This is a genomic window from Mucilaginibacter aquaedulcis, from assembly GCF_030409325.1.
In the GTDB taxonomy this organism is placed as follows: domain Bacteria; phylum Bacteroidota; class Bacteroidia; order Sphingobacteriales; family Sphingobacteriaceae; genus Mucilaginibacter; species Mucilaginibacter aquaedulcis.
The window spans coordinates 1,017,291-1,043,085 of record NZ_JAUFPR010000002.1 but is presented as its reverse complement, the minus strand read 5'-3'; the positions used below and the strand labels follow the sequence as shown (position 1 = coordinate 1,043,085).

At 39.4% G+C, this 25,795-nt stretch carries 23 protein-coding genes; 18 read left to right on the top strand and 5 right to left on the bottom strand.

Features of this window, described 5'->3' with window-relative positions:
* Nucleotides 1-9: 9 nt before the first annotated feature.
* The gene (locus tag QWZ01_RS08860) at nucleotides 10-354 is read left to right on the top strand and encodes a phosphoribosylpyrophosphate synthetase (protein ID WP_290322947.1); all 345 of its coding nucleotides are present in this window, start codon (nucleotides 10-12) and stop codon (nucleotides 352-354) included.
* Between the two features lie 82 nt (nucleotides 355-436).
* On the opposite strand, the gene QWZ01_RS08855 is transcribed toward QWZ01_RS08860, so the two are convergent.
* Nucleotides 437-994: a HEAT-like fold family protein gene (locus QWZ01_RS08855; protein ID WP_290322946.1), complete on the bottom strand. Its 558-nt coding sequence runs from the start codon at nucleotides 992-994 to the stop codon at nucleotides 437-439.
* 100 nt (nucleotides 995-1,094) lie between these two features.
* On the opposite strand from QWZ01_RS08855, the gene QWZ01_RS08850 reads away from it, so the two are divergent.
* The 3 genes from QWZ01_RS08850 to QWZ01_RS08840 all read left to right on the top strand — a co-directional run bounded on the left by QWZ01_RS08850 (nucleotide 1,095) and on the right by QWZ01_RS08840 (nucleotide 5,081).
* Nucleotides 1,095-2,318, top strand: a complete 1,224-nt coding sequence (locus tag QWZ01_RS08850; protein WP_290322945.1) for a hypothetical protein — start codon at nucleotides 1,095-1,097, stop codon at nucleotides 2,316-2,318.
* A 109-nt stretch (nucleotides 2,319-2,427) separates the two neighbouring features.
* A complete protein-coding gene (locus tag QWZ01_RS08845) occupies nucleotides 2,428-3,684 on the top strand; it encodes a M16 family metallopeptidase (RefSeq protein ID WP_290322944.1) in 1,257 nt (418 codons plus the stop codon).
* Between the two features lie 119 nt (nucleotides 3,685-3,803).
* Nucleotides 3,804-5,081: a M16 family metallopeptidase gene (locus QWZ01_RS08840; protein ID WP_290322943.1), complete on the top strand. Its 1,278-nt coding sequence runs from the start codon at nucleotides 3,804-3,806 to the stop codon at nucleotides 5,079-5,081.
* A 75-nt stretch (nucleotides 5,082-5,156) separates the two neighbouring features.
* Here QWZ01_RS08840 and QWZ01_RS08835 read toward each other — a convergent pair whose 3' ends face one another.
* Nucleotides 5,157-5,546, bottom strand: coding sequence for a VOC family protein (locus QWZ01_RS08835; RefSeq protein ID WP_290322942.1), 390 nt, complete (start codon nucleotides 5,544-5,546; stop codon nucleotides 5,157-5,159).
* Nucleotides 5,547-5,765: 219 nt separating this feature from the next.
* Here QWZ01_RS08835 and guaB point away from each other — a divergent pair, with 219 nt between their 5' ends.
* The 3 genes from guaB to QWZ01_RS08820 all read left to right on the top strand — a co-directional run bounded on the left by guaB (nucleotide 5,766) and on the right by QWZ01_RS08820 (nucleotide 9,340).
* Entirely contained in the window at nucleotides 5,766-7,235 is a 1,470-nt protein-coding gene (guaB, locus tag QWZ01_RS08830) for an IMP dehydrogenase (RefSeq protein WP_290322941.1), read from the top strand.
* Nucleotides 7,236-7,313: 78 nt separating this feature from the next.
* Nucleotides 7,314-8,690, top strand: coding sequence for a S41 family peptidase (locus QWZ01_RS08825; RefSeq protein ID WP_290322940.1), 1,377 nt, complete (start codon nucleotides 7,314-7,316; stop codon nucleotides 8,688-8,690).
* Nucleotides 8,691-8,755: 65 nt separating this feature from the next.
* Entirely contained in the window at nucleotides 8,756-9,340 is a 585-nt protein-coding gene (locus QWZ01_RS08820) for an LOG family protein (RefSeq protein WP_290322939.1), read from the top strand.
* 38 nt (nucleotides 9,341-9,378) lie between these two features.
* Here the strand turns inward: QWZ01_RS08820 and QWZ01_RS08815 are convergent, their stop codons facing one another.
* On the bottom strand, nucleotides 9,379-9,906 hold the full coding sequence (locus QWZ01_RS08815; protein WP_290322938.1) for a hypothetical protein: 528 nt from the start codon (nucleotides 9,904-9,906) through the stop codon (nucleotides 9,379-9,381).
* A 177-nt stretch (nucleotides 9,907-10,083) separates the two neighbouring features.
* On the opposite strand from QWZ01_RS08815, the gene QWZ01_RS08810 reads away from it, so the two are divergent.
* The 7 genes from QWZ01_RS08810 (at nucleotide 10,084) to QWZ01_RS08780 (ending at nucleotide 16,010) form a co-directional block, all read left to right on the top strand.
* Complete coding sequence (locus tag QWZ01_RS08810; RefSeq protein WP_290322937.1) at nucleotides 10,084-11,424, top strand: FAD-binding protein; 1,341 nt, start codon at nucleotides 10,084-10,086, stop codon at nucleotides 11,422-11,424.
* A gap of 83 nt (nucleotides 11,425-11,507) precedes the next feature.
* Nucleotides 11,508-11,825: an HTH domain-containing protein gene (locus QWZ01_RS08805; protein ID WP_290322936.1), complete on the top strand. Its 318-nt coding sequence runs from the start codon at nucleotides 11,508-11,510 to the stop codon at nucleotides 11,823-11,825.
* A 96-nt stretch (nucleotides 11,826-11,921) separates the two neighbouring features.
* Nucleotides 11,922-12,977, top strand: coding sequence for an AI-2E family transporter (locus QWZ01_RS08800; protein WP_290322935.1), 1,056 nt, complete (start codon nucleotides 11,922-11,924; stop codon nucleotides 12,975-12,977).
* Between the two features lie 120 nt (nucleotides 12,978-13,097).
* Nucleotides 13,098-13,394, top strand: a complete 297-nt coding sequence (locus QWZ01_RS08795; protein WP_290322934.1) for an ArsR/SmtB family transcription factor — start codon at nucleotides 13,098-13,100, stop codon at nucleotides 13,392-13,394.
* 61 nt (nucleotides 13,395-13,455) lie between these two features.
* Nucleotides 13,456-14,442, top strand: coding sequence for an aldo/keto reductase (locus QWZ01_RS08790; RefSeq protein WP_290322933.1), 987 nt, complete (start codon nucleotides 13,456-13,458; stop codon nucleotides 14,440-14,442).
* A gap of 311 nt (nucleotides 14,443-14,753) precedes the next feature.
* Nucleotides 14,754-15,701 carry a DUF6268 family outer membrane beta-barrel protein gene (locus QWZ01_RS08785; protein WP_290322932.1) on the top strand — a complete coding sequence of 316 codons (948 nt, stop codon included), beginning with the start codon at nucleotides 14,754-14,756 and terminating at the stop codon, nucleotides 15,699-15,701.
* 120 nt (nucleotides 15,702-15,821) lie between these two features.
* Nucleotides 15,822-16,010 (top strand): hypothetical protein, encoded by a 189-nt coding sequence (locus QWZ01_RS08780; RefSeq protein WP_290322930.1) that lies wholly within the window; start codon nucleotides 15,822-15,824, stop codon nucleotides 16,008-16,010.
* A gap of 158 nt (nucleotides 16,011-16,168) precedes the next feature.
* Here the strand turns inward: QWZ01_RS08780 and QWZ01_RS08775 are convergent, their stop codons facing one another.
* Nucleotides 16,169-19,591 carry a DEAD/DEAH box helicase gene (locus QWZ01_RS08775; RefSeq protein ID WP_290322929.1) on the bottom strand — a complete coding sequence of 1,141 codons (3,423 nt, stop codon included), beginning with the start codon at nucleotides 19,589-19,591 and terminating at the stop codon, nucleotides 16,169-16,171.
* A gap of 178 nt (nucleotides 19,592-19,769) precedes the next feature.
* Here QWZ01_RS08775 and QWZ01_RS08770 point away from each other — a divergent pair, with 178 nt between their 5' ends.
* From QWZ01_RS08770 to QWZ01_RS08760, 3 genes are all read left to right on the top strand, one after another.
* Nucleotides 19,770-20,660, top strand: a complete 891-nt coding sequence (locus QWZ01_RS08770) for a glycerophosphodiester phosphodiesterase family protein (protein ID WP_290322928.1) — start codon at nucleotides 19,770-19,772, stop codon at nucleotides 20,658-20,660.
* Nucleotides 20,661-20,848: 188 nt separating this feature from the next.
* Entirely contained in the window at nucleotides 20,849-22,486 is a 1,638-nt protein-coding gene (locus QWZ01_RS08765) for a M28 family peptidase (protein WP_290322927.1), read from the top strand.
* A 67-nt stretch (nucleotides 22,487-22,553) separates the two neighbouring features.
* Nucleotides 22,554-23,723, top strand: coding sequence for a threonine synthase (locus QWZ01_RS08760; protein WP_290322926.1), 1,170 nt, complete (start codon nucleotides 22,554-22,556; stop codon nucleotides 23,721-23,723).
* Between the two features lie 18 nt (nucleotides 23,724-23,741).
* Here QWZ01_RS08760 and QWZ01_RS08755 read toward each other — a convergent pair whose 3' ends face one another.
* Entirely contained in the window at nucleotides 23,742-24,341 is a 600-nt protein-coding gene (locus QWZ01_RS08755) for an RNA polymerase sigma factor (RefSeq protein WP_290322925.1), read from the bottom strand.
* A 284-nt stretch (nucleotides 24,342-24,625) separates the two neighbouring features.
* Here QWZ01_RS08755 and QWZ01_RS08750 point away from each other — a divergent pair, with 284 nt between their 5' ends.
* The gene (locus QWZ01_RS08750; protein ID WP_290322924.1) at nucleotides 24,626-25,621 is read left to right on the top strand and encodes a FecR family protein; all 996 of its coding nucleotides are present in this window, start codon (nucleotides 24,626-24,628) and stop codon (nucleotides 25,619-25,621) included.
* The last annotated feature ends 174 nt before the right edge of the window (nucleotides 25,622-25,795 follow it).

The following is a 25,795-nucleotide window of genomic DNA, read 5'->3' as shown; positions in this document are numbered from 1 at the left end:
TCACCCAACATGAAAAATTACGACACTTTAGTGGATGCCACTAACGACCTTTTAAAAAGAGGATATACAGCCAATCTAAGTCTTGATGGCGAAACTATAGACGATAAAGAGCAAGGTATTCAAATGGGTGCCGAAGATTTTGAAATTGACGAATTTTATCGTTTTGAGGGTGCCAGCAATCCTGATGATATGTCTATTGTATACGCGGTATCATCAGAAAAGTATAAGCTTAAAGGTGTTTTGGTAAATGCTTACGGAACGTATGCGGATGATAGCTCATCGGCTATAGCTGCTAAGTTGCACCATCAGCAGGTGAGTGATAACCTGCACGGAGATGACAGGCCTTCGGCGTAGACCGGATATATTGATGTGAGGATTTTAGATTTCAGCGGATCATGATAAAATGATTTGCACATCTAAAATCCGCATATCTAACTTATTTCTTCATTTCCTTTAAAATTTTTTTACTGCCCGCTTGTATGCCCGCGCTTCCGTCGCGCATTAGAAACTCCAATTGCCCGGCAAGTTCTTCCTGAACCCATGGGAAAGCATCTTTCAGGTTAAACAAAGCGTATCCGGCAAACATCTTTACCGCAACTTTAACCTTAGGGTTTATCATCCAATCAAAAAGTTGCTCAACAACAGGTTCAAAGTCAATATCCTTAAGCTTTAATTTTAATGATGTTGAGTTACCTGCATCGGTAACATGCATTATTATTTTGGCATAATGCCTATTGCAGCTTTGGTTTTTGTTTTCTTTAAATCGCGATATCAGGTATTTTAGATCGTCGAGATAAGCTTCCGAGTCAGTCAAAAATATATTTTCCAGCAACCATACGGCTCTAAAACCAACTGCTTTATCCGGATGAAATGTAATTTCGATAATATCATGTAATGGAAACTTTTGCTCCTTTAAAAGGCGGCTCAGTTTCAGTATTCCCGGTTTGTCAATCGTGTTACTGAGTTGTTCGGTAAGTTGCTGCTGACTAAGCATATGTTGTTAACAAATGTAAGTTTTTAGGTATTAAAAGATTGAGTTATTGGTCTGAAAATTGCAGGTTTAAGCCCAATCTTAACCACAAAATCAATTGCCCATGAAACCTTACCTGTTAATACTTGCAGGTGTACTTTTTCCTGTATTGCTTTTAGCTCAAACCGATATAAAACCCATTCCTAATTGGAAGATGGAATTGAATAGTGGTGTATATAAATTTACACCTCCTGGTTTAACAGGCCAAACAAATTTTGAGTATGATATTATGCCGCTGCAAAAAAATGATGGTATCAACCTGGCCGACTGGTTGAAGACCGCTGCGGCAAATGATTTATCAAAACTTGGTTATTCCGGTATTAAACAAGGTACAGTTCAGCAGGTTAAAAATTCGCAATCGTTGCTAACGTATACTCTTGAAGCTAATAACCAGTCGGGTACCAGGATAGCCGTTATTTATTTTGCTTTTCAGAAACCAGATCACATCGTAAGGTTCGGAAAGATCATCAGGCTTCCACAGTATAAGGGTAATTATATTAATGTGGCCGCAACGCATTTTGTTACGTTGATTATGCAGGAGAAAACCCCGGCTACTGAAAATGCTGCAAGCCCGGAAAACTCAGCCGCAAATGATCAAAAATCTACAACTACCGGGCAAAAAACAACGTCGGTAAAAAACACGGGGAAAGGCATAACGGCTGCTGAAATAAAAGGCGTCTTACTGCACAGCGAAACCCGCCTGGGTGTAGGTGGTATGTTAATATTTGTATATTTTCCTTACCTGCTGCTCAAAAACAGTAGCATGTATGAACATCTCGGAGTAAGCCCGGCTGATATTAATGAAGCAGAGTCAAGACAAAGTGAACCTACCAAATGGGGTACATGGCAGCTTGACGGCAAAGCCCTGATTGTTACTCACCGCAATAAAGATGGTTCAATGACCCAGCCCAACCGCTGGACTGGCTGGAGTTGGGCCTCGCCTGCAAAACCTAATGAAAAACTGACAGGTACTTATGGTTCTATCTCTGGCGGCGGCAATACAGCTGTGGGCGGCGGTTCTATGGTGGTATCATCAAAATATATCACTTTTAATAACCAGGGTCAGTTTACCTATGAAAGTATTGGTGGTGGAAGCTACAATGGTAGCACAGGAAGTGTTACTGCTTATTCATCAAAAGATAGGGCAGGTACTTACACTTTAGATGGTTATTCCATCGAATTACGTTTTAACAACGGACAGGTTAGCAGGCAAAGTTTTTATTTTTATGATGATAAGGATCATGCAGTTATAGGCATAGGCAATAGCCCTTATACATCGTCAAAATAGGGATAGGATTTACATCTATATCTAAACTTTTTGTAATTTATACTTAGTAATTACAGTGACACAATCTAAAAATTATACCTTTACCCGTTTTTTAAATTAAAATTACTAAATGGTAAAATTTAATAAATTTACGTTGGATAATGGCCTGAGGGTTATTGTTCACGAAGATAATACTACACCAATGGCTGTGCTGAACATTCTATATGATGTTGGCGCACGCGACGAAGATCCTGACCAAACCGGTTTTGCTCATTTATTTGAACACCTGATGTTTGGCGGCTCTGTAAATATTCCAAGCTATGATGAGCCACTACAAAGAGTAGGTGGCGAAAATAATGCTTTTACCAGTAACGATATTACTAACTATTATATCACCCTGCCATCGGCCAATATTGAAACCGCTTTTTGGCTGGAGAGCGACCGTATGCTTAGCCTTGCCTTTAGCGAAAAAAGTTTAGAGGTACAGCGCAATGTGGTGATAGAGGAGTTTAAGCAGCGTTACCTTAACCAACCTTATGGCGATGTTTGGCTAAAACTGCGTCCGTTGGTTTATAAACAACATGCTTACAAATGGGCAACCATAGGTAAAAATATCAAACATATTGAAGATGCTCGTATAGAGGATGTAAAAGCATTTTTTAAAAAGCATTATAATCCGCAAAATGCCATTATGGTGGTTGGTGGCGATGTAACCCTTGAGCAGGTTAAAGAACTTGCCGAAAAATGGTTTGCATCAATTCCTGCAGGCGAAAAATATCATCGTAATCTGCCGCAGGAGCCTGAACAAAATGAAGAACGCCGTGAAATAGTTACTGCTAAAGTGCCACTTAATGATGTTTACATTGCATTCCAGATGGGGGCAAGGCTTGATGCTGATTATTATGCTGTTGAATTGTTGTCGGATGTACTTTCGCGTGGAAACTCATCTCGTTTATACCGTAGTTTAGTGCAGGATAAGCAGATATTCAGCGAAGTACATGCTTATATCACAAGCAGCCTGGATAAAGGTATGTTCATACTGGAAGGCAAGCCACTTGAAAATATTAGTATTGAACAGGCTGAAGCCGCTATTTGGGATGAGTTGGAGAAGATCAAGAACGAAGAGATTCCTGCCGATGAATTAACCAAAGTGCAGCACAAAACCGAATCCACCATGGTATTTTCAGAGATGTCATTATTGGATAAGGCTATGAATCTTGCATCTTTTGAATTGCTTGGCGATGCTGATATGCTTAATCACGAAACTGCTAAATATTTGGCGGTAACCACTGAGCAAATAAAAGTAGCAGCCAATAAAATATTCAGGGCTGATAATTCATCAACTCTTGTTTATCTGGCCGAGAAAACGGAATCAGCATTGGCTTAAAATGAAAACTGCCTGAATAAGAATTAACAGGATTTGAAAATTTTCAGAATAATGGGCTTTTCATTAAGTTAATCCTGCAATTCTGTTCATTCTGATTCAGACAAAAAATATAAACGATTATGATCGACAGAAAATTAGCCCCTGAATTTAAGGCTATTGATAATATAAAACTCATTAAACCAGAGCATACCCAACTGGATAACGGCTGTAATATATACTGCTTTAACTCCGGCGATCAGGAACTGGTACGTATTGAGTGGATCTTCAGCAACCTGCGTTTTGATGCGGCTAAACCACTGCTAAACATGGCTGTTAATACCATGCTTACAGAAGGTACTGCTAAGTTAACGGCAGCTCAAATTGCTGATAAAATTGACTTTTACGGTGCTTTTTTACAGGTTGATTACGGGTATGAAAATTCGCAGGTTACACTGTATAGTTTAAATAAGCATTTGCACCATACGCTGCCTGTTATTGCCGATATACTTACCGGTTCGGTATTTCCTGATAAAGAACTGGAAACATTTAAACGCAACCAGCAGCAAAAGTTGCAGGTGAGCTTGCAAAAAAATGATGTGGTAGCTCGTCGCGATTTTAATAAAGCCATTTATGGCGATACGATTTACGGCCTTGGTGCAAGCTTTGATAACTATAAAAGCCTGCAGCGTGATGATCTGTTAGCTCATTACAAACAAATGTACCAGCCGGCAAACTGTACAGTAATCGTAGCTGGTAAAATTGAACCGGATACGTTAGCGCTCATCAAAGATACTTTTGACAAAAACTGGCAGAATGGCCCGGTATCGGCCGATACAACACAGCCTGAATTGCAACCTGCTACTGATCGGTTTTATTTTACGGAAAAACCAGAGGCACTTCAATCGGCCATAAGAATGGGTTTGCCATTTGTAAACCGCACGCACCCTGATTTTCAACCTATGCAAGTGTTGAACACCGTTTTAGGCGGTTATTTTGGTTCAAGACTAATGGCCAATATTCGTGAGGACAAAGGTTATACTTATGGTATTGGCTCAGGCCTGGGTTCTTTTAAACAAGGGGGCTCGTTCTTTATTGCTACCGAAGTTGGTGCTGATGTTTGCAAGGCGACCTTAACTGAAATTGAAAAAGAGATAGATCTTTTAAAAACTGAATTGGTGCCTGAGGAAGAGCTTTCTTTAGTTCGTAATTTTATGCTTGGTTCGTTATTGGGCAGCCTGGAGAATGTTTTTTCGCATGCCGATAAATTCAAGAGCATTCATTTTGCCGGGCTCGACTACGATTATTACGATAAATTCACCTCAACAATAAAAACCATTACGGCCGAAAGATTAAAGGAACTGGCCAATAAATATTGGAACTTTGATCAGTTTTATAAAGTGATTGTAGGGAAGTATTAGGATTTTTAAGAAGTATAATTATAGAAAAAGGCGCCTATGGGGCGTCTTTTTCTATTTAATCGTAGTTCAGATATATTATTCGGCCTGATCGGCAGGCGGTTCCCATAATTCAATGCTGTTGCCTTCAGGGTCAAGTATGTGTACAAATTTTCCATAATCATCGGCAGTGATCTCGTCAAGAATAGTAACGCCCTCTTGTTTGAGTTGAGCTACCAGTTCAACAAGATCGTCTACAATGTAATTCATCATGAAATCCTTTTTTGAAGGATCAAAGTAAGTAGTATTCTCAGGAAAAGGATTCCAGACAGTAACTCCTTCCTGATCGGCATTATCGCTTTTCCGCCACTGAAACATGGCTCCATAGTCTCCGGTATCAAAACCAAGCTTTTGATTATACCATTCTTTCAATTGATTAGGGTTTTTACTTTTAAAGAAAATACCTCCAATACCGGTTACTTTTTTCATGGCGATTTTTAGTTTAATAAGCATAAATATACTTTTTAAATCAAACCCGGCAAAGAATCATACGCTACTTTTAACCGCACTGTCTTATTATTAACTATCGATTATCACAGAAAGGCAATTTTCCGGTCGCTTTTAAATAATTCCGAAAACTCAATTTCTAAATCCGAAATATTTATTACCTTTGCCCGGCAAATAATAACTCCAAAATAATTATTTGCTATGCAGTTAGACCCATCAAAGTTTGTTGCCGAAGGATTAACCTACGACGACGTTTTACTACTCCCGGCTTATTCAGAAGTTTTACCGCGCGAAGTTAACACCAGTACTTTTTTAACTAAAAAGATCAGGTTAAACATTCCCATCATATCTGCCGCTATGGATACCGTTACCGAAGCAGGACTGGCTATTGCCATTGCCCAGGCTGGTGGTATAGGCATGCTGCACAAAAATATGACCATACAGGCTCAGGCCGATGAGGTGCGCAAGGTTAAACGTTCAGAGAGCGGTATGATCCAGGACCCTATAACACTACTGGAAGATGCCCTTCTTGCCGATGCGCAACAGATCATGAAGGAGTACGGCATTGGTGGTATCCCTATTATTGATGCTGAGCACAGGCTTAAAGGTATCATCACCAACCGCGATCTGCGTTTTCAGAAAGATATGAGCGTTCCGGTAAGCGAGGTGATGACCAAAACAGGCTTAGTTACTGCACCTGAGGGTACTAACCTGATAGATGCTGCTGCCATACTGCAAAGCAATAAAATTGAAAAATTACCGGTTGTAAGCAAGGAAGGTAAACTTACCGGCCTTATCACTTACAAAGACATACAAAAAGTAAAAAACTTCCCTAATGCCTGTAAAGATGAGTTTGGTCGCCTGCGTGTAGGCGCTGCCGTTGGGGTTGCTGCCGATAATATTGACCGCGTTACAGCACTTGTTAATGCGGGTGTTGACGTAGTTACGGTTGATACTGCTCATGGCCATTCAAAAGGAGTTATAGATATGGTGAAGGCGGTTAAAAAACTATATCCCGATTTGCAGGTTATTGCCGGAAACATTGCTACAGCTGATGCTGCCATTGCCCTGGCTGATGCCGGTGCAGACGCGGTTAAGGTTGGTATTGGTCCGGGTTCTATCTGTACAACCCGTATCATAGCCGGTGTTGGTGTTCCGCAATTATACGCCGTTTATGAATGTGCTAAAGCATTGGAAGGCCGTGGTATTCCCGTTATTGCTGATGGTGGTATCAAACAAACAGGTGATATTGTTAAGGCTATTGCAGCAGGTGCAAGCTCAATTATGGCAGGTTCGTTATTTGCCGGAGTTGAAGAATCGCCGGGCGAAACCATTATATACGAAGGCCGTAAATTTAAATCATACCGTGGTATGGGTTCGGTAGAAGCTATGGCAAAAGGTTCAAAAGACCGCTACTTCCAGGACGAAACCGATGTTGTTACTAAATTGGTACCGGAAGGTATTGTTGGTCGCGTGCCATTTAAAGGCAACATGGCCGAGGTGATATTCCAGTATATTGGTGGGCTGCGTGCAGGTATGCACTATTGTGGTGCCGCCAATATTGAGGATCTGCAAAGAGCAAAATTTGTACGTATAACTGCAGCCGGTATGCGCGAAAGCCACCCGCATGATATTACCATCACTAAAGAAGCGCCTAATTACACCCGTTAATCTTTTTTGATAAAATATAATAAAACAAAAGGAGCTCATTGGGCTCCTTTTGTCTGAACTACCAAACCCACTCACCCTATGAAAACAATTTTCTTAACATTTGCTTACCGCTCATTGATGGTGGCAGGCATCTTTTTTACAGGTTGCATATCTTTACAGGCGCAAACTGTAAGTAGTGCCGACAGCCACGAAATAGTAACCAAGCTTGCTGATAAGCTGGTTGAAGTTTACCCATTCCCCGAAATTAGCGCACAGTATAAAGACGTACTCCTGAAAAATGATGCGAATGGAAGTTATAATGGTTTAACGGAAGACGAGCTTGCCGCAAAAATTACCGATGACCTGCGTAAAACACACAAAGATGTTCACTTGCGGGTTATGCGTAACGAGGCTACTTATAAAAACCTGACAACTCCTCGTAATGGTCGCAAACGTAATGCTGATGATGATTCTGAAAGAAAGGCTAACTATGGCTTTAAAAAGGTTGAGATTGATGGAATAACATCTACGGCATATATCGATGTTCCTGGCCCGTTTTATGGCTCGCAGGAAGCATTTGAAATGGCTGCTGCAAGTATGAATATGGCGGCTTACAGTAAAAATATAATTATTGATATACGTCATAACCCTGGTGGTACCGGACAAATGGGGCGCTTTCTGGCGTCATATTTTTATGATCCTGGTAACGAGCAGTACTATCTTAACGGTTTTTATAAGGATCGCAAACATGACGAGCAGGAGTGGACTTATGCCTATACGCCTGGCAAACACATGCGAGATGCCAAAGTATATATTTTGGTAGGTAGGGGCACGGGGTCTGCCTCAGAGGGATTTGCTTATGCCATGCAAAAACTGAAACGTGCAACGCTTGTGGGTGATACTACAGCCGGAGCCGGTATTGCAGGAACTTTTGTGGCACTTAAAAGTAATCTTGTTGTATTTACACCATTTAAAATGGTTGTTGGCCCCAATAGTAATGTAGGCTGGGAGGGAACCGGGGTTATACCTGAAATAGAAACAGGGAAAGACGACGCGTTGATTGCAACCCGTAGGCTCATTTTAGAGGATATGCTAAAAAATGATGCCGACTCTGCCCAAAAGGAAATTGCACAATGGTTGGTTGACGATAGCAAAATTGCCGGTAACACAACTGTAAATATGAAAAGTAAATATGGTTCGCTTATAGGTAAGTACACAAATAATATAACAATTACATATACTAAAGGCGATTTGCTCTGGAACCGTGTTGAACCCGGCAAGCCGGTTGAAAGTTATGTAATTAAAGAAGTAAAACCAGATGTGTTAGTAATAACCGGTTTAAACAGTTACGTAGGCCCTAACGTTTCTCGCGTTTATATCAATCGTGATGCAAAGGGCGTAGTAATAGCGCTCACACGTAAATCACTGTCAGGTAGCGGAACCATCACTGTTAGCCCACAGTTAAAGAAAATTTAAAACAAATGGCCCGGGATTATCCCGGGCCATTTGTTTTAATAGGTAAAGTAATACATATTTGTTTCATGAAATCTATCTGCGTGTTCTGCGGCGCCAATTTTAACGGCGATCCTGTGTTAAAGCAAGCTGTTGTACAACTGGCCGAAGTGATGGTAAACCGGAATATCAGCCTGGTTTATGGAGGTGGTAAAGTAGGGGTAATGGGCCTGCTGGCTGATGCTGTTCTGCAAAAAGGCGGTAAAGCCATAGGCGTAATACCGCAGTTTTTAATGGATAAGGAAGTAGGCCACACCGGGCTAACCGAATTGCATATAGTTGAAAATATGCACCAGCGCAAACAATTAATGAGCGATCTGTGTGATGGCATAATCACCTTACCGGGTGGCTTGGGTACTCTTGAAGAGTTTTTTGAGGTATTAACCTGGTTGCAACTCGGTTTGCACGCGCATCCTGTAGGGTTACTGAACGTGAACGGTTTTTATGATTTTTTACTGAAACAACTTGATGTAATGGTTGAGCATCAACTATTGAAACCGGTAAACCGCAACCTCGTTATCACATCCGGAGATCCAATTGAGTTGGTAAATCTGATGGATAACTTCAAGGCCAGCCCTGATGAAGTTTGGTTCAGGGATAAAAATCTGACTTAAACTAAGGATTACGCTTTACCGGCTTTTATTTTCACTGATTAATAATCTGCGGCTTCGCCTGGCGTAAGGATAATGCCGTCATGTGCGTTTTCCACTCCATTGGCAAAACCATTATTGTTCACGAACATCTTTTCATTCTCAATTAAAAAGTGAACGCCGCTTGCTTTAAAATTGCCTTTAATGTGTACTACAGCATCAGGGTGCTGTGCCTCAATTTCGTTTAGAATATGGCTGGAGAGGCCGTGAAATTCATGTTCATTAAGTTGGTAAACATCCAACAAAGGCTCATGGTTACCTTTTTGAAATACCCAAACCCGGTTGGGTTCAGTTTCTATATGAACATTCGCAGGGCCCTCTTCTAATTGATTATTACTTATCCTGATCACTCCGCCTGACAGATCAGTAATGTTGGCATCAATAGTTAACAAATGATCTGTGGAACCTTTTTGGTGGTTGTAAAAGGAAAGCACCCTTAAAAATTCAGTGTTTTTCTCACCATCATTAACAGTCAATGTGTTTCGGTTACTTAAAAATATACTTGTCCCAAAAATGAATGCGTGTTTCATAACGATATAATTATTGGTTTAAATTGTTATGTATAAAAGCATTGACAACTCTAAATGTTTTAGTTGGGTGATATTAAGTTTTGGTTGTTTTGGGGTAAGATGAGTTAACCTCAAAACAAAATCTTCTTTTGTTATTTTCAAATTTTTAGTGCTACATTGTATTAACCTGAAAGCATTATGAGAAGAAAAACATTTATTCAGTTAAGCACCACCTTAATGGCCACTCCTTTATTGTCATCACTTCAAGGCTGGGCTTTGCCCGAACGCCTGAAAAACTGGGCCGGAAACCTTACCTACAGTACAGATAATGTGTTTTACCCTAAATCGGTTGAGGAAGTACAGCAGCTGGTGAAAAAACATAGCAAGCTTAAAGCCCTGGGTACAAGGCATTGTTTTAATAGCATTGCTGATAGCAAAGACAATCTGTTGTCAACCAAGGAACTGAATAAAGTAGTCACTCTTGATAAAAAAGCGCAAACCGTTACCGTAGAAGGGGGCATTAAATACGGTGAGCTTGCGCCTTATTTACATAAGCAGGGCTTCGCGCTTAATAATCTGGCTTCTTTGCCGCATATTTCGGTGGCTGGCTCAATTACCACGGCAACGCATGGCTCGGGTGTAAAGAACGGTAACCTTTCAAGCGCTGTTACCGCATTGGAGATCGTAATTGCTGATGGTAGTATCGTACATCTGTCAAAAGCTGCTAATGCCGAAAAGTTGAACGCTGCCGTGGTGGGTTTAGGGGCTTTGGGTGTAATAACCAAAGTTACACTGAAAGTGGAGCCAACTTTTATGATGCAACAGCGCGTATTTACCAATATGCCAATGGCACAGGTAAAGGAGCATTTTGATAAAATAGTTTCGGCAGGATACAGTGTGAGCTTGTTCACAGACTGGCAGCACGATAGCATTAATGAGGTTTGGATAAAAAGCCGAATCGGTACAGATAAAGAGCAAAACGGTCCGGAATTTTATGGAGCTAAGGCAGCTACTAAAAATCTTCATCCCATTATAGCGCTCTCTGCCGAAAACTGTACAGAACAAATGGGCGTGCCGGGGCCATGGTATGAACGTTTGCCGCACTTTAAAATGGGCTTTACTCCAAGTAGCGGTAAAGAACTGCAATCAGAATACTTTGTGCCGATACACCACGCCGTAGAGGCTATACAAGCCATTGCGCGTTTAGGCAAGCAGATAGGGCCACATTTATTTATTACAGAAATCCGTACCATTGCCGCCGACAATTTATGGATGAGTCCCTGCCATAATCAAACTTCAGTAACTATTCACTTTACCTGGAAACAGGAAACAGAGGCTGTATTGAAGCTATTACCACTTATTGAAAAAGAGCTTTCGCCGTTTAATGCACGACCGCACTGGGGTAAAATATTTACCCTTGCTCCCAAAGTGCTGGAATCGCGCTATGAAAAACTGGGCGACTTTAAAAAGCTTGTAGCCGAGTATGATCCAAAGGGAAAATTCAGGAATGACTTTTTGAGCCATGAAATTTACGCTTAGTATAGCGTAATCAAATTTTATAGTTGACATACTGCTGTCACTCGCCCTGTTCAATTTTGTATTGAAAAACCGGTACAAATGAAATGAACAGGGTTGACAGGCTTTTGGAGACGCTTACTGTTTTACAAACTCAAAAGGTTGTAACGGTTGATCATTTAAAAGAAAAGTTTCATATCAGCACCCGCACTGTATATAACGATATGCAACTGCTTACCCAACTGCGTATACATGTTCAGTATGAAGATGATAAAGGCTGCTTTATTTTGAAAGGTTATTGCGACCCCATAATCGGTAAGAGGTTTACAGGTCAGGTTTCCCAAAGCATTATGCTCATCCCCGACACTGTAAAAAATGATGTGCTGGCGCTGCTTTCAAACAACAATAACCCGAAAGATAAGTAAGGCGTGTTCAAACAATACTATTCTATTAGTTACATAGTGCTTACTAAAACTTTTATGTTTAATTATTTGTACTGTATGTGAACGTAACTATTTCATATGCCAACAAATCGTAAACCCACAGCCGAAAGCGAAACTCCTACAGAAAAAGAACTGACCTATATTCAAAAGGTATGGCACACCGTGGCTATAGTAGCCCTATTGGTTGTTGTAATTTTAATTGCACGCGTTGCTTTTAACGTGTTGCTGATGGTATTGGCCGGCATCTTAATCTCGGTTTATTTTCATGGCTTGGGCGATATGATTGAACGTAAAACAAAATGGAAACGTCGTATCTGTATGATCATTTCGGTTGGTGGTTCGTTCATTATACTGGCATTGCTGTTTTGGTTTATGGGAGCTAAAATATCAAAGCAAATAGCAGTACTTAGCGATTCGTTACCCCAAACGGTAAATACTGCCAAGCATAAATTATCAGAAACAACGTTGGGCAATAAAGTTCTGTCTTACCTTTCTGATGATAATTCTGATCAGATGTTTGCTACAGCCAAACAGTTTTTCAGTACCAGCTTCGGTGTACTGGGCGATCTGTATATTATCCTGTTCCTGGCTATTTTTTTCACCACAAGTCCTAATTTGTACAAGGATGGTATTATAAAGCTGATTCCCGAAGATAAGAAAGAATTGGGGCATTGTGTAATTGATCGTATTAGTTATGCGCTTAAGGGCTGGCTTAAGGGTATGATGCTATCCATGGTGCTGGTATTTATTTTATTAGGCATTGGCTTGGGTATAATGAGTATTCCTGTGGCACTCGTACTGGCGCTGCTTACAGGATTGCTTAAATTGATACCTAACTTTGGTTCGGCCGCTGCCATGGTTCCTGGGGTATTGCTGGCACTTACTATCAGTACCAATACCGCCATTATTGTAGCCCTGATCTATGTGGTTACCCAAACTATTGTAAGCTATATAGTAACTCCGCTTATCCAGAAAAGAATGATAGATCTACCGCCTGCACTAACTATTTTGGCCCAGGTATTAATGGGTACGTTATCAGGAGTATTGGGAGTTATACTTGCAGTTCCGTTACTGGCCATAGTAATGATCCTGGTTGATGAATTATATGTTAAAAAGATCAATAAGCCAGCTTAAAGCTGGTTACATGTTCCGCTTTTTATTGAATTTTGAAATCTGGAAGAAGGTAGGTGTCAACAAAGTGTAATGAAAAATAATTAATTGATATATCGGGAAAAAACGATATAAATTTGTGCTATGAATCATTTAGCCGTTTTTAAGGCATTATCAAACCCAACCAGATTACAGATACTAACCTGGTTAAAAACACCCGAAGCTTACTTTCCTGAACAACAGGAACCTTTTTCTACAGGTGTGTGTGTCGGTCAAATTCAAAAAAAAAGTGGAATGACTCAATCCACTATATCTGAAAATTTATCTGTTATGCAAAGGGCGGGTCTGGTAACTTCTATCCGCAAAGGCCAGTGGACCTATTACAAAAGAAACGAAGCCGCGTTTGAGCAATTGAGTTTGGTGGTTGCGTCAGAAATTTAAAACTGAATGATCGTAATTGATTTTCAATATATCTTATAAATAGATATTAATACAAAATGCAATGAAATACAGATTATTAGGAAATACAGAAGAAAAACTATCTGCAGTAGGATTAGGCTGCATGACCATGAGTTCTGCATACGGAACTCCGGATGATAAAGAATCAATTGCTGCCTTAGAGCTGGCCATTGATTTGGGTATCAATTTTTGGGATACGGCGGATATTTATGGAAATGGTGTAAATGAGGAATTTTTAGCCCCAATGCTAAAAGCTCATCGGGATAAAATATTTATTGCTACTAAGTTTGGCTTTAAATCTAACCCAGGTGAAAAGGGTATTCAATTTGATGCATCACCGGCATATATGAAAATTGCTGTAGAAAAAAGCTTAAAACGTTTAGGCGTTGATGTAATTGACCTGTATTATGCACACCGCGTTGATCCAAACGTACCTATTGAGGAAACTGTAGGTGCAATGGCCCAACTGGTTACAGAGGGTAAAATACGTTATTTAGGTTTGTCAGAAGCTTCGGCAACATCTATCAGAAAGGCACATGCTGTTCATCCAATTAGTGCTTTGCAAAGTGAATATTCTGTTTTAACACGCGATGTGGAAGAAATGATATTGCCACTTACTAAAGAGTTAGGTATTTCCTTTGTACCCTTTAGTCCGTTGGCAAGGGGGCTAATGACCAATACATTAGATGTAAGCACACTGGCCGATAATGATTTCCGTAAGGCATTACCCCGTTACCAGCAAGAATATCAGGATAACAATACCAAGTTGACGCAGGGATTTGCAGAAATTGCTGCGGGTAAAAATGGAACTGCGGCTCAGCTGGCGCTTGCCTGGGTTTTGGCACAGGGCGAGCATATTATACCAATTCCAGGAACCAAAAAAAGAAAATACCTGGAGCAAAATGCAAAAGCTGTTGATATGGAACTAAGTTCATCAGATGCAAAAGCAATAGAGGATCTGTTAGCTAAATATCCTAACACTGGCCCAAGATATAATGAAGATTTGAATAAGTTAGTTGATAAGGATTGATATTCAGGTTTCTAAGTAGACATATACGGTTTTAATGGCTTGCCTTGTAGAGAGCAGGCCATTTTTGTTTTTACGGCAACTTATCATAGTAATGTCATCTCCAATAATAATTTCAAATATTGCTAAGGGTATGTTGGGTTTAGCCTGACCATATGCATAAATAATTTTCATAAGCGAGTAAGGGTAAACCTTTACTAACGTGTTTCAATGGAAATTAACAAGAATAAAAGCTACGACTATGCATTGAGGAGGATCCACTCAGTGTTTGGTTTGGCAACAAACATTAATAAAAAAAACACCACAAAGCACTCATGAAAACAAAAATATTGTCGTTACTCATTGTAATTTTTGGTCTGATTAAACTATCTGCACAGGCACAACAAAATACACCTGTTGAACAAAGCGTATCAGCACCAATAACTCCGGTACCCAATTTAGGATCGTTTGAAACTAATTATACCTATTCGCCATTTAAAATTGGTGGTAAGGATATAAATATACAGCAAGTTAACGGTACACTAACCTTACCCCTATACAGCAAAATGCAAAACGGAAAAGTTGATTTTTTGCTTGCAGGAGTGGGGTATAGCGGCCTGTTTCTTTCAGGCATAGGCTCAGAATTTGGTGGAAATAATTTTCATTCATTTTCTGTACCCATTACCTTTCAAAAAGCATTATCACCTAAATATGCCTTACTGGTTTCGTTTGTGCCTACCCTTTCTTCTGATCTGAAAGATGTTTCGGGTGAGGATATGACTTATTCAGGAGTGGCCATGTTAAGGATTAGATCGTCAGATAAATTTTCTTATTCAGTAGGAGCCGCTTACTCCAAACAATTTTTTGGTTCGGTGCTCATCCCTGTATTTGGTATCGATTGGAATATTAATGATAAGTGGAGCCTTTCGGGTATTATACCGGTTTCTGAAAAACTCAAATATAAATTATCAGAAAAAAGCTCGATGGGTATCAATGCCGATTTTGGTATAGGCGGGGGATCGTACCGGTTATCGAAAAAAATGAATTCAGCGTATTTCCAGGCTCAGCAATTTAGAACCACCCTGTTCTATAACTACATGCTTGCCAAAAACTTTTCAGTAGAGGTTAGTGCAGGTTACAACTTCACTCAAAAATTAGATCTGTATTCCAAAGATCAAAAAGTAAATTGGGTGCCCTTCAATAGTTTGAACGACAGGGTTCCTATGGCCGAATTACAAAAAACAGGTATTGCGGTTTCAACCGGTATCAGCTACCGGTTTTAAATCAACTTAGCTTCTATTTATAAGCAATGTATCACCATATTATAACAAAACAAATGATGATCAAACAAAAATATTCAGCAACAACAATGATCACTAAAATGGTTGAAGTGTTTAAAACCGATGTTATGGAAATTAGCCACGCTGCGCGCATTTATCCGCAAGCTTCGGCAGCATGTACCTAATAGTAATATCAATTTTGACCTGGAAGATTGTGATCGAATTTTACGTGTAGAAGCCGAGGATATTCCGGTACAAAACATTATTAAACTCCTCAATAATAGTGGTTATCAATGCGAAGTGTTGTTGTAAATATAAATTACAGTAAAGCTGCCTGGCTGCGGGCAGCTTTACATTTACAGCTTAACATGGTATCAGTTTATCATTGCTTGTTAACGCAACTGTAAATTGAGAGCCTCTTTTACAGTTGATATGAATTCTGATTTTTATCAGGATAAGTAATTCTTGCTTTAACTCAATAAACTTAACAGATCGTCTTTTGACAATGATGACAAGAAAGAAGTATCTGTTTTGATCAGGCCGTCTGCCAGCAGTTTTTTTGAATCCTGCATTTGCATTATTTTTTCTTCAATAGTGTCTGGGCTTATTAATCTTACAGCTACTACTTTTTTATCCTGCCCAATTCGATGCGAACGGTCAATGGCCTGATTTTCCACAGAAGGGTTCCACCATGGGTCAACAAGGTAAACGTAATCGGCCTCTGTTAAATTCAGTCCGGTGCCGCCTGCCTTCATGCTGATCAGAAACACGCGGATCTCCGGATCGCTTTGAAACTGGTTTACTACGGCTTCCCTGTTTCTGGTACTTCCGGTTAGCCAGCTAAAACTAATATTCCGGGCCATCAACTGCTTTTTGATCAGGTCAAGCATAGAGACAAACTGGGAGAATACCAGTATTTTATGATGCGGCGATTTACCTTCAATCTGCTCTATCAGGGTATCAATCTTGGCCGATTCATCACCGGGTGGTTTTTCACCATTTAGCAATAAAGGTGAATCGCAAATCTGCCTAAGTTTAGTTAACCCTTTCAGCACATTCATCGGGCTTTTTTTCAATATATCACCATCAGTGGCGGATATAAACTCCCTGAATTCCTTTTCATAAGCATCATAAATTTTTCGTTGCTGTTCCTGCATTTCGCAATACAGTACCATTTCTGTTCGCTCGGGTAGTTCGGTTGCTACTTGCTGTTTGGTTCTACGTAAAATGAACGGGCGTATTTTGTTTTGCAACTCATTGGCGCGTTTGTAAACTTTAAATTTATCAATAGGTACCGCATAAATATCTTTAAAATATTGCTTGGTACCCAACAGGCCCGGGCAAGCGAATGAAAGTTGGCCGTAAAGGTCAAAAGTGTTATTTTCTATTGGAGTACCAGTTATGGCTATCTTATTGCGTGATTGGAGCAACCTTACGGCTTTATAACGTTGCGAATCGGGATTTTTAATATACTGTGACTCATCCAGAAAAACGTAGTTAAACTCAAAGGTTTTTAAAAAGCCAATATCGGCAAGCAGGGTGCCGTACGATGTAAGTATTATTTCATACTGATCAAAACCTTCTGTGTTTTTAATGCGGTCGGTCCCGTAGATGGTATGGATCTTTATCGAGGGTGCAAATTTTAATACCTCCTGCTGCCAGTTAAAAATAAGCGATGTAGGTACAATCAGTATATTGGTATTATGCTTTGCCTTACCTCTTTGCGAAAGAATAAAAGCGATGATCTGTATGGTTTTGCCCAAACCCATATCATCAGCAAGACATCCGCCAAAGTTAAAGTCATCTAAAAAATTAAGCCAGTTAAGGCCCTGTTGCTGATAGGGGCGCAACGAGGTCATTAAGCCAGCAGGGACTTTCACTTCTTTTATCTGATCAAAATTGGCCAGTTTTTCCCTGTAGGTTTTTAATTCGAGTTTTACTTCATTTGCAAGTACATCCTGGTCAAATAATTCTTCAACCGTTAAATAATTTGTTTTGGAGATGCGCAGGGTTTCGGCATCTAAAATCTCACCCGAATTAAAATATTTGGTAAACTTTTCAATCCACTCTAAAGGTAAAATACCAAGTGTGCCATCATCTAACTGAACGTATTTGTTTTTATTACGTACCGCTTTATGAACCTGTTTTAAGGTAGCTTTCTTTTTGCCGAAACGTATATTAATATCAGTATTGAACCAGTTTATGCCACTAAGTACCCGAATAGTTATATTAATTTTATCAGGGTTGAGCTTGTTACCTTCTAACTCGTTAAAGCCTAATACTGTAATTCCCTGCTTAGCCCACTCTTCAAATACATTCAAAAACCACTCTTCGTTTAAAAAATGCCTTTTGTGCAGATAAAAATAATGCAGATCATTTTCCAGTTGTTCTGTAAAATAAGGGTGCTGTTTGATAAGCAGAGTGGTAAAATCAAGCTCTGCCTCATCATTACGTTTTACGATGAATTCATTGCCTTTATCATCCACACCAAAAATATTTCTTTTGGTACGCACTGGTATTTCGGCTTCACCGTAACGCATAACGGGGATGATCATAACATGACTGCCAAAATCGGAAAGGTAAATGATCTTTTCGGTTTCAGCATTAAATCCTTGTTGCTTTAATTGAACAGCTGTTGCAGGTTTAATGTGCTGGTAGGCAATGGTTACCTTATCCTCCAATCCTGACAGTAGGTGTGTTTTAAGGTCCTTATATTTAGATTGATGGATGAGTAGATTATCTGGTCTTTTCTTTAAAAGCTCAATAATTCCCAAAGTTTGCAGACTATCAATAAGGTAAAGCGTATCATCAACTAAAATAAAATAGGTGAATTTGATTGCGAGATCTTTTAAAGCATGCGCCTTTCCATCAAGCTTTAATTGGCCTGAGAGTTCATAGAATTGGTTTTGGGTGTTTACCGCCAGTTTAATATCATGAGGCATTGTAGAAACCTTTATGGGCACAAGTGAAGATGCTGTTATCTTTTCTGACGCGTCGCTGTTGTGATAATAAAAATCAAACCCAAAAGGATTTTTAACAATAGCCCGTAAAGCACTTATATCTGTAGCAGATGTTTTACTGTTTAAATGGTTTTGAAATTTGTTTACAGCGGTATAAAACTTTAACTGCTGATGGTCTTCGGTATCCCAGATATAATCTAAGGGATTCACCTGTGTCAGCGGATTCTTAATTTTGCCTTCCTTTGTTTTTTGTGCGCTGTAAAGTTCTATGTACAGGTAATTATAATATTTGTGCTGTTTTAAAACGATACAGGTAAATTGATCAGCATCATCAGCAGGCTTATTACCAATGATCATTTCTGCAGGGAGTGCAAGATGTTTTAAGGCGCCGAGGCTTTCTTTGGTAACCGGTATGAGTGATGGGAGCGCGGGCGTTATATTAATTCTTTTATCCCGGTATTCAACATTGAAAAAACTATCCAGATCAGGCTCATTTTCGAGTCCGTAGTCAAATGCCGCTCTTTTTAGTTTCTCCAATCGCTGCCTTGAATTAAAGAATATATTTAACTCATCCCTTTTTATAATAGCTGTTAATACTTGTACCTGGTGCTCACATAATTTTCCAGGTAAGGCATAGCAATCGCATAATATCAATACTTGTTGCGTGTTTTGGACAACGGTAACATTTGGAAAGTTAAAAGTGTGATGTTGATGAGTAAAAGTACCCTGGTCAATACTTAAAGTTACCGGAGTAATGTCCTGATACGCTCCGTTATCAAATGAAATACCGGGAGCCGTGTATCGGATAAGGAGTGTTTCATTGATGTTTTCAAAAGAAACACCTTCAAAAATAAAGGTATGATTTGCCGGATTTTCTTCCTGATTACTGATCGTGCTGTTTATCAAAACGTTTCTGAAACTGTATATTGTCAAATATCTTAACAATTAAGGATACAATTGATATCTGTTAAAAAAATTAAGATTCACAGCGCTTTATTTGGCACGTATCCTAAGTTTTCAATGCGGATTGATTTAACACACTATACATATATAGGTTATAAAAATTGATAATATTGGCAGCTTATTAATATCATTGAACTGAATGAAAAATATGAAGTATTTACTAACACTGCTTATTAGTGGCAGTAGCCTGTTAAGCCTTAGGGCGCAGGAATTTGATACAGAAGGCCATCGTGGTGGCAGGGCTCTTATGCCCGAGAACAGTGTGCCTTCCATGCTCAATGGCGTGAAAGTAGGCGTACGTACGCTGGAGCTTGATTGTAATATAACAGCCGATGGAAAAGTAGTTGTTTCTCATGATCAAACCATGTCGTCGGTTATCATGCTTAAACCTGATGGAAGTGAAATTACCAAGGCAGAGGAAAAAAACTACATTTTATACAAAATGCCTTATGATAGCATCCGAGCCTTTCAGGAAGGGGTAAAGCCACACCCAGAGTTTCCTGAACAAAAGCAGGTAAAAACTTATAAGCCGCTACTATCAGAACTTATTGATAGTGTTGAGCATTATGTTAAAGTAAATCACCTTAAACCGGTATACTATAATATAGAAACAAAAAGCCGTCCGGCAGGGGATAATATTTCTAACCCGGTACCTGATGTATTTGTGAAGTTATTGATGGAGGTTATCAAAGAAAAGAAAATAGAAAAGCGGGTTATTATACAGTCATTTGATCCGCGAACACTACAAGTATTACATCAAAAATGGCCTAAAATAACAACTGCTTATTTAACATCAACAGGGAGTTATGATGTTAATATTCAAAAATTAGGTTTTACACCAACTATTATAAGCCCTGAATATAGAAGCGTTGATGAAGCAATGGTAAAAACCGCACACGAAAATCATGTTAAAGTATTGCCGTGGACAGTAAATAACGAGGCTGATATGAAAGCCATGGCAGCTTTGAAAGTTGATGGTATCATATCTGACTATCCTGACAGATTAGTAAAGTTATTTGGTAGCTACCAGAAAAAATAGTATGATCATCCTGTAGCATCAGGTTTGAATTTTTAAAGTATAAAAAGGTCTGAGGTTTTCATAAGCTTCGGGCCTTTTTGGTTAGCGGGAAGAGAGGTAACATTATCGCTAAAAATTTGCCGGTAAGTGGCTTAGTTAATAACTTGCGAGCTATTGTTTGTTATCTATTAATAGTAATAATATAAGTAATGGTTAAAATTAGCAGGCTTTTATTCTTCGCTTCCACAGTTTTGTTTGTGAATAATGTATCTGCACAGCAAATAAAATTAAGTGCAGATGTTGAAAAGGCTTTAGCTCAGGTTAAGTCAGAACAAATAAAGGCCGATATTACCTACCTGGCGGATGATAAGCTAAAAGGGCGTGCGCCGGGAACTGAAGGCTATCAAATGGCGGTAGATTACGTTGTAGGTCGTTTAAAGTCGCTTAATGTTAAACCAGCCGGTGAAAATGATACGTGGCTGCAGCCTGTAAAATTTCGCAAGGCATTTACCCAAAATGCGGTGCTGTCGCTAAGCAGCGGACAGGTAAATAACCTTACTTTGCGTGATGATAGCTATGTTATTTATCCCAATCCGTCAGTATCTCAAGTTAAAATATCCGGAGGGCTGGTGTTTGCCGGCTTTGGCATCAGCGAACCAGCACTGGGTTATGATGATTATGCAGGCTTAGATGTTAGAGGCAAAATTGTACTGATCACTCGTGGTGCTCCTGAAAAATTCTCATCATCTGTTGCTGCTCATACCATGAATACAGGCCAAATTTTAAAGGTTGCTGCCGAACATGGAGCGGTAGGGGTAATTATGGGTTCTGCAGATTCTAAAGCACATTTAAATAATATCAGTAAAGGTGTTTACAGCGTGCTTGACAATCAGGGCAAAATTGCGGTGTCACGTACCTATTATTCTGATCAGCTGAGTGTGTTTGCATCTATCAATTATAAAATATTTAATCTATTACTTATCGGCACCAATAAACCATTACAATCAATTATTGACAAACTTAAGGCCGGACAGACAAACTCATTTCCTTTAAAAGTTGGAGTTAATATTTCATACTCATCCACCTATCAGGATATCACAAGTTACAATGTAATTGGTAAAATACCGGGTACCGACAAGGAACTGAAAAATGAGTACGTAGTGCATAGCGCCCATTTAGATCATTTGGGAGTTGGCACACCTTTAGAAGGTGATTCTATCTATAACGGTGCACACGATAACGCTTCTGGTGTGGCCAGCTTATTGGCTATTGCCAATGTATATAAAAATATTAAGGTAAAACCTAAACGTTCGGTGTTGCTTGTGCTGGTAACCGGAGAAGAACTTGGTGACCTGGGATCAAGCTATTTTGCCAAGTATCCGACGGTACCCGTTAAAAGTATGGTAGCCGATGTAAATACAGATATGCCAACCATTATTGCACCGCTGCTGTCAATTACGGCTTTAGGTGCCGAGCATTCATCGCTGGCCAATCAGGTAGGGCAGGCTGCCGAACATCTGAATTTAGGAGTGGAGCCCGATCCTGAACCTAAGCAAGCACGTTTTACCCGCAGTGATCAGTATAGTTTTGTTTTGCAGGGAATACCGGCGCTGCACATTAAATATGGCAGTAAAACAGCTGATGGAAAAAATAACCTGAATGAAATTGTAGCACCCTGGAGAGCCAAATACTATCATAAACCACAGGACGATATTAATGGTATATTTGATTTTGAAGCAGGGAAAAAATATGCCCAACTCAATTTCTTGATCGGTTACCTGGTAGCGCAGCAAGCTGACCGCCCAATGTGGAACGCCGGGGATATTTTTGCAGAAAAGCAGGATTAAGAGTTAGAGGGAACGGATTAGCATTAAAACATAACGATCAGTGATTAATAATATTGAATTGACAGAGATGTCGTTGTTAGTAAATTTAAAATGCCCGGAGTGCGGCACAATACATAATGCCAGGGTGATCAACACGGTTTGCATAAATGAAAATTGCAGATCAACCCTGTTTGCCCAATATAATTTAACGGGAGGTGTTAGCAAATCTGTTTTACAGAACAGACCTGCAACCATGTGGAGGTACAAAGAGTTTTTGCCGGTTATTGACGAAAAATACATTGTTACTTTAGGCGAGGGGTTTACTCCGATAATTCCTGTTGGAAATCTGAAGCAGTTTACCCTCGGTAACGAGGTGTTTTGGAAAGATGAATCAGGAAACCCAACCGGATCATTCAAAGCGCGGGGCATAAGTGCTGCGGTTTCAAAAGCAAAAGAACTGGGGATACAAACCATTGCTACGCCAACGGCAGGAAACGCAGGTGGGGCATTGGCCGCATATGCCGCCCGTGGTGGTATGAAAGCTATTGTGTATATGCCTAAACAAACTCCGAAAGTATTTAAGGATGAGTGCCGTTTATATGGTGCCGAACTTGTAGAAGTTGATGGTAATATCAGCGATTGCGGCAAACTGATCAACGAGCATGCTTTGTTGAATAACTGGTTTCAGGTATCAACCCTGAAGGAGCCTTATAGGCTTGAGGGTAAAAAAACCATGGGTTATGAAATAGCCGAACAATTTAACTGGCAACTGCCCGATGTGATATTTTACCCAACCGGTGGTGGTACCGGACTTATAGGTATCTGGAAGGCTTTTGATGAGATGGAGCAGTTAGAATGGATAGATTCAAAAAGGCCGCGAATGGTAGCCGTTCAATCGCAAAGCTGCGATGGTATTGTTAAGGCATTTCATGCAGGGCAATATGTATCAGAATTTGCTGACGGCGGTTTTACCATAGCAAATGGCCTGCGGGTACCTAAACCTTATGCCGATAAGGTTATACTAAAAGTATTACGCGAAAGTAAAGGAACGGCCATCACCATCAGCGATGAAGAAATGAGTGTGGCTTTGAAAGAAATAGCCCGTAATGAAGGCATGCTGATAGCTCCAGAGGGTGCGTCATTGTGGCAGGCTTATAAAAAGTTAAAAGCATCTCAATGGGTAAAACCCGGAGAAAAAGTATTACTCATTAATACCGGTAGCGGGTATAAATATCTTGAAAATATTATTGTACAATAGAAAGAGGATCTAAAGCAATTATTTGCTTTTAGCAAACATGGAAAGTATAATAAGAAACAGGTAAACAATATCTGACCGTGAAAACTGTGTTCTTAAATTTTTGAGGGCGGCAATCAGGTGGTTTTTTACTGTGTTTTTTGATATTTGCAGTCTATCAGCAATTTCATCATAAGATAATCCTTCTTCCCGGCTAAGCCTGAAAACAAGTTGTTGTTGCTTGGGGAGATTTCGGTAGGCAGTTTCTGCAAAGTCCTGTAAATTATTTAGCAGTATAGTTTCCTCAGTATCATTGTGCAGATATGTAATCGATTGCCAAAGTTTTTCTAAACTTGCTTTAGAGGTTGTAAATTGGCGCAAAGCATTTAAAGTTAATCTTCTGCCCATAGTAAACAGCAATGGCCCTACCGGGTATGCCTCATTGAGTTTAGCCCTGTTTACCCACAGATTTAAAAAGGTTTCCTGAACAACCTCCTCGCTTAGTTCTTTATTTTTAAGAAAACTGTAAACAAAGTTGTATAGCCTTTTACTGTAGATACAATAAATCTCATGAAACGCGCCCTGATCGTCGTTTTTCAGACGGGCAGCATATCTTTCACTTTGATCTTCCAATAACTTCACTAATACAAGGGGTTAAATGACTTCGAGTTACCAAATCTAAAAAAGATTTGATAATAAAAAGATAATGTTGTGATAAAATATCATGCCTGAAATTAACAATGTTGTACGTTTAATTGGCCTTTCTGCAAAATTATCTGCGCATTCTAAGTCATTTCTTAATATTCTGTATGGATTTAAATTAATATATCACTTTTTAAAAATATTTTAAAAGCGGGTAGTCCTAAACCTGTTCAGATGTGTATTACCTTTATTATCGGCATCGATTGTAATTTAAAATAAACCAGGTGAATAAGGAGCGTATAAGTTTTCTTTTAAAAAGATATACCAGCAATAACATCAGTCGTGAAGATTATGATGAATTGATGGCCTGCATTTCAAGGTCGGTCAATGATCAGGAATTACATGAGCTTATGGAACAAGAGTGGGATGGTCTTAATGCAGAACATTCTTTCGATGATATACAAAGAGAATATTTATATCAAAAAATCACAGCTGATCCGAGATTTTCATTAAGTACAGAACCACCTGATAAACCAGTTTTTCATTTTAGGCGATGGATGTCTGTTGCAGCCGGAATATTCATTGTATTAGGTATTGTGTTTTTTGTTGCATACAGGGCTAAGTTTACACCACAACAACAGGCTGTTGTTTATTTTGAAAAAACAGTTCCATACGGTAAAAAGATACAAATTGGATTGCCAGATGGTACACAGGTTTGGGTTAACTCAGGAAGTAAGTTAAAATATCCTTCAAGCTTTACTGGAAGTAAAAGAGAATTGTACTTAGAAGGAGAAGCTTATTTTGATGTAGCTCATGACGAAAAAAGACCATTTATTATACACACGGGCAAAGTATTTACACAGGTATTGGGTACTGCTTTTAATGTTAAAGCATATGGTTCAAATAAAGTGAGTGTAACCGTAGCTCGCGGTAAAGTGAGTGTGGCTCTTAAAAGTAAAGTGTTGAGTGTATTAACACCTAATGAGTGTTTAAGTTACAATCAGGTAAGTGGCGACTCTAAAAAATATACCGTAAATGCTTCAAGGCTACGCTGGATGAACGGCGACCTTATTTTTGATAACATAACCCTCGGCGAAGCAGCCCAGGTGCTTGAGCGTTGGTATAATGTTAAAATAGCTTTTACCGATCCTAAAACAAAAGATAATCATTTTACCGCTTCATTTTTAAAGCATGAGAATATAGACCAGGTGTTGAATGTGATCAGTGAGCTTTCGAGGTTTAAATACGAGCGCAATGCCAGCGACATTACTATCAAATAAAATATAAGATACTAATTAATTAAACTTAAAAAAAACACGCATGAGGAAAAAATAACAAAACCAAGGCCATCAAATGATGGCAGACCTTTATTGAAAAAACCGCTGCGGCGCCAACCGCAACGGCTTTTAGCTGGATAACAGAAGTATCAGTTCTGTTTTCCGATCGAGTTTAAA

Bases quoted from the DNA above. Each gene is read 5' to 3' on its own strand.
- QWZ01_RS08860 (WP_290322947.1), top strand. From the start codon at position 10: ATGAAAAATTACGACACTTTAGTGGATGCCACTAACGACCTTTTAAAA.
- QWZ01_RS08855 (WP_290322946.1), bottom strand. From the start codon at position 994: ATGCTTAGTCAGCAGCAACTTACCGAACAACTCAGTAACACGATTGAC.
- QWZ01_RS08850 (WP_290322945.1), top strand. From the start codon at position 1,095: ATGAAACCTTACCTGTTAATACTTGCAGGTGTACTTTTTCCTGTATTG.
- QWZ01_RS08845 (WP_290322944.1), top strand. From the start codon at position 2,428: ATGGTAAAATTTAATAAATTTACGTTGGATAATGGCCTGAGGGTTATT.
- QWZ01_RS08840 (WP_290322943.1), top strand. From the start codon at position 3,804: ATGATCGACAGAAAATTAGCCCCTGAATTTAAGGCTATTGATAATATA.
- QWZ01_RS08835 (WP_290322942.1), bottom strand. From the start codon at position 5,546: ATGAAAAAAGTAACCGGTATTGGAGGTATTTTCTTTAAAAGTAAAAAC.
- guaB (WP_290322941.1), top strand. From the start codon at position 5,766: ATGCAGTTAGACCCATCAAAGTTTGTTGCCGAAGGATTAACCTACGAC.
- QWZ01_RS08825 (WP_290322940.1), top strand. From the start codon at position 7,314: ATGAAAACAATTTTCTTAACATTTGCTTACCGCTCATTGATGGTGGCA.
- QWZ01_RS08820 (WP_290322939.1), top strand. From the start codon at position 8,756: ATGAAATCTATCTGCGTGTTCTGCGGCGCCAATTTTAACGGCGATCCT.
- QWZ01_RS08815 (WP_290322938.1), bottom strand. From the start codon at position 9,906: ATGAAACACGCATTCATTTTTGGGACAAGTATATTTTTAAGTAACCGA.
- QWZ01_RS08810 (WP_290322937.1), top strand. From the start codon at position 10,084: ATGAGAAGAAAAACATTTATTCAGTTAAGCACCACCTTAATGGCCACT.
- QWZ01_RS08805 (WP_290322936.1), top strand. From the start codon at position 11,508: ATGAACAGGGTTGACAGGCTTTTGGAGACGCTTACTGTTTTACAAACT.
- QWZ01_RS08800 (WP_290322935.1), top strand. From the start codon at position 11,922: ATGCCAACAAATCGTAAACCCACAGCCGAAAGCGAAACTCCTACAGAA.
- QWZ01_RS08795 (WP_290322934.1), top strand. From the start codon at position 13,098: ATGAATCATTTAGCCGTTTTTAAGGCATTATCAAACCCAACCAGATTA.
- QWZ01_RS08790 (WP_290322933.1), top strand. From the start codon at position 13,456: ATGAAATACAGATTATTAGGAAATACAGAAGAAAAACTATCTGCAGTA.
- QWZ01_RS08785 (WP_290322932.1), top strand. From the start codon at position 14,754: ATGAAAACAAAAATATTGTCGTTACTCATTGTAATTTTTGGTCTGATT.
- QWZ01_RS08780 (WP_290322930.1), top strand. From the start codon at position 15,822: ATGTTATGGAAATTAGCCACGCTGCGCGCATTTATCCGCAAGCTTCGG.
- QWZ01_RS08770 (WP_290322928.1), top strand. From the start codon at position 19,770: ATGAAGTATTTACTAACACTGCTTATTAGTGGCAGTAGCCTGTTAAGC.
- QWZ01_RS08765 (WP_290322927.1), top strand. From the start codon at position 20,849: ATGGTTAAAATTAGCAGGCTTTTATTCTTCGCTTCCACAGTTTTGTTT.
- QWZ01_RS08760 (WP_290322926.1), top strand. From the start codon at position 22,554: ATGTCGTTGTTAGTAAATTTAAAATGCCCGGAGTGCGGCACAATACAT.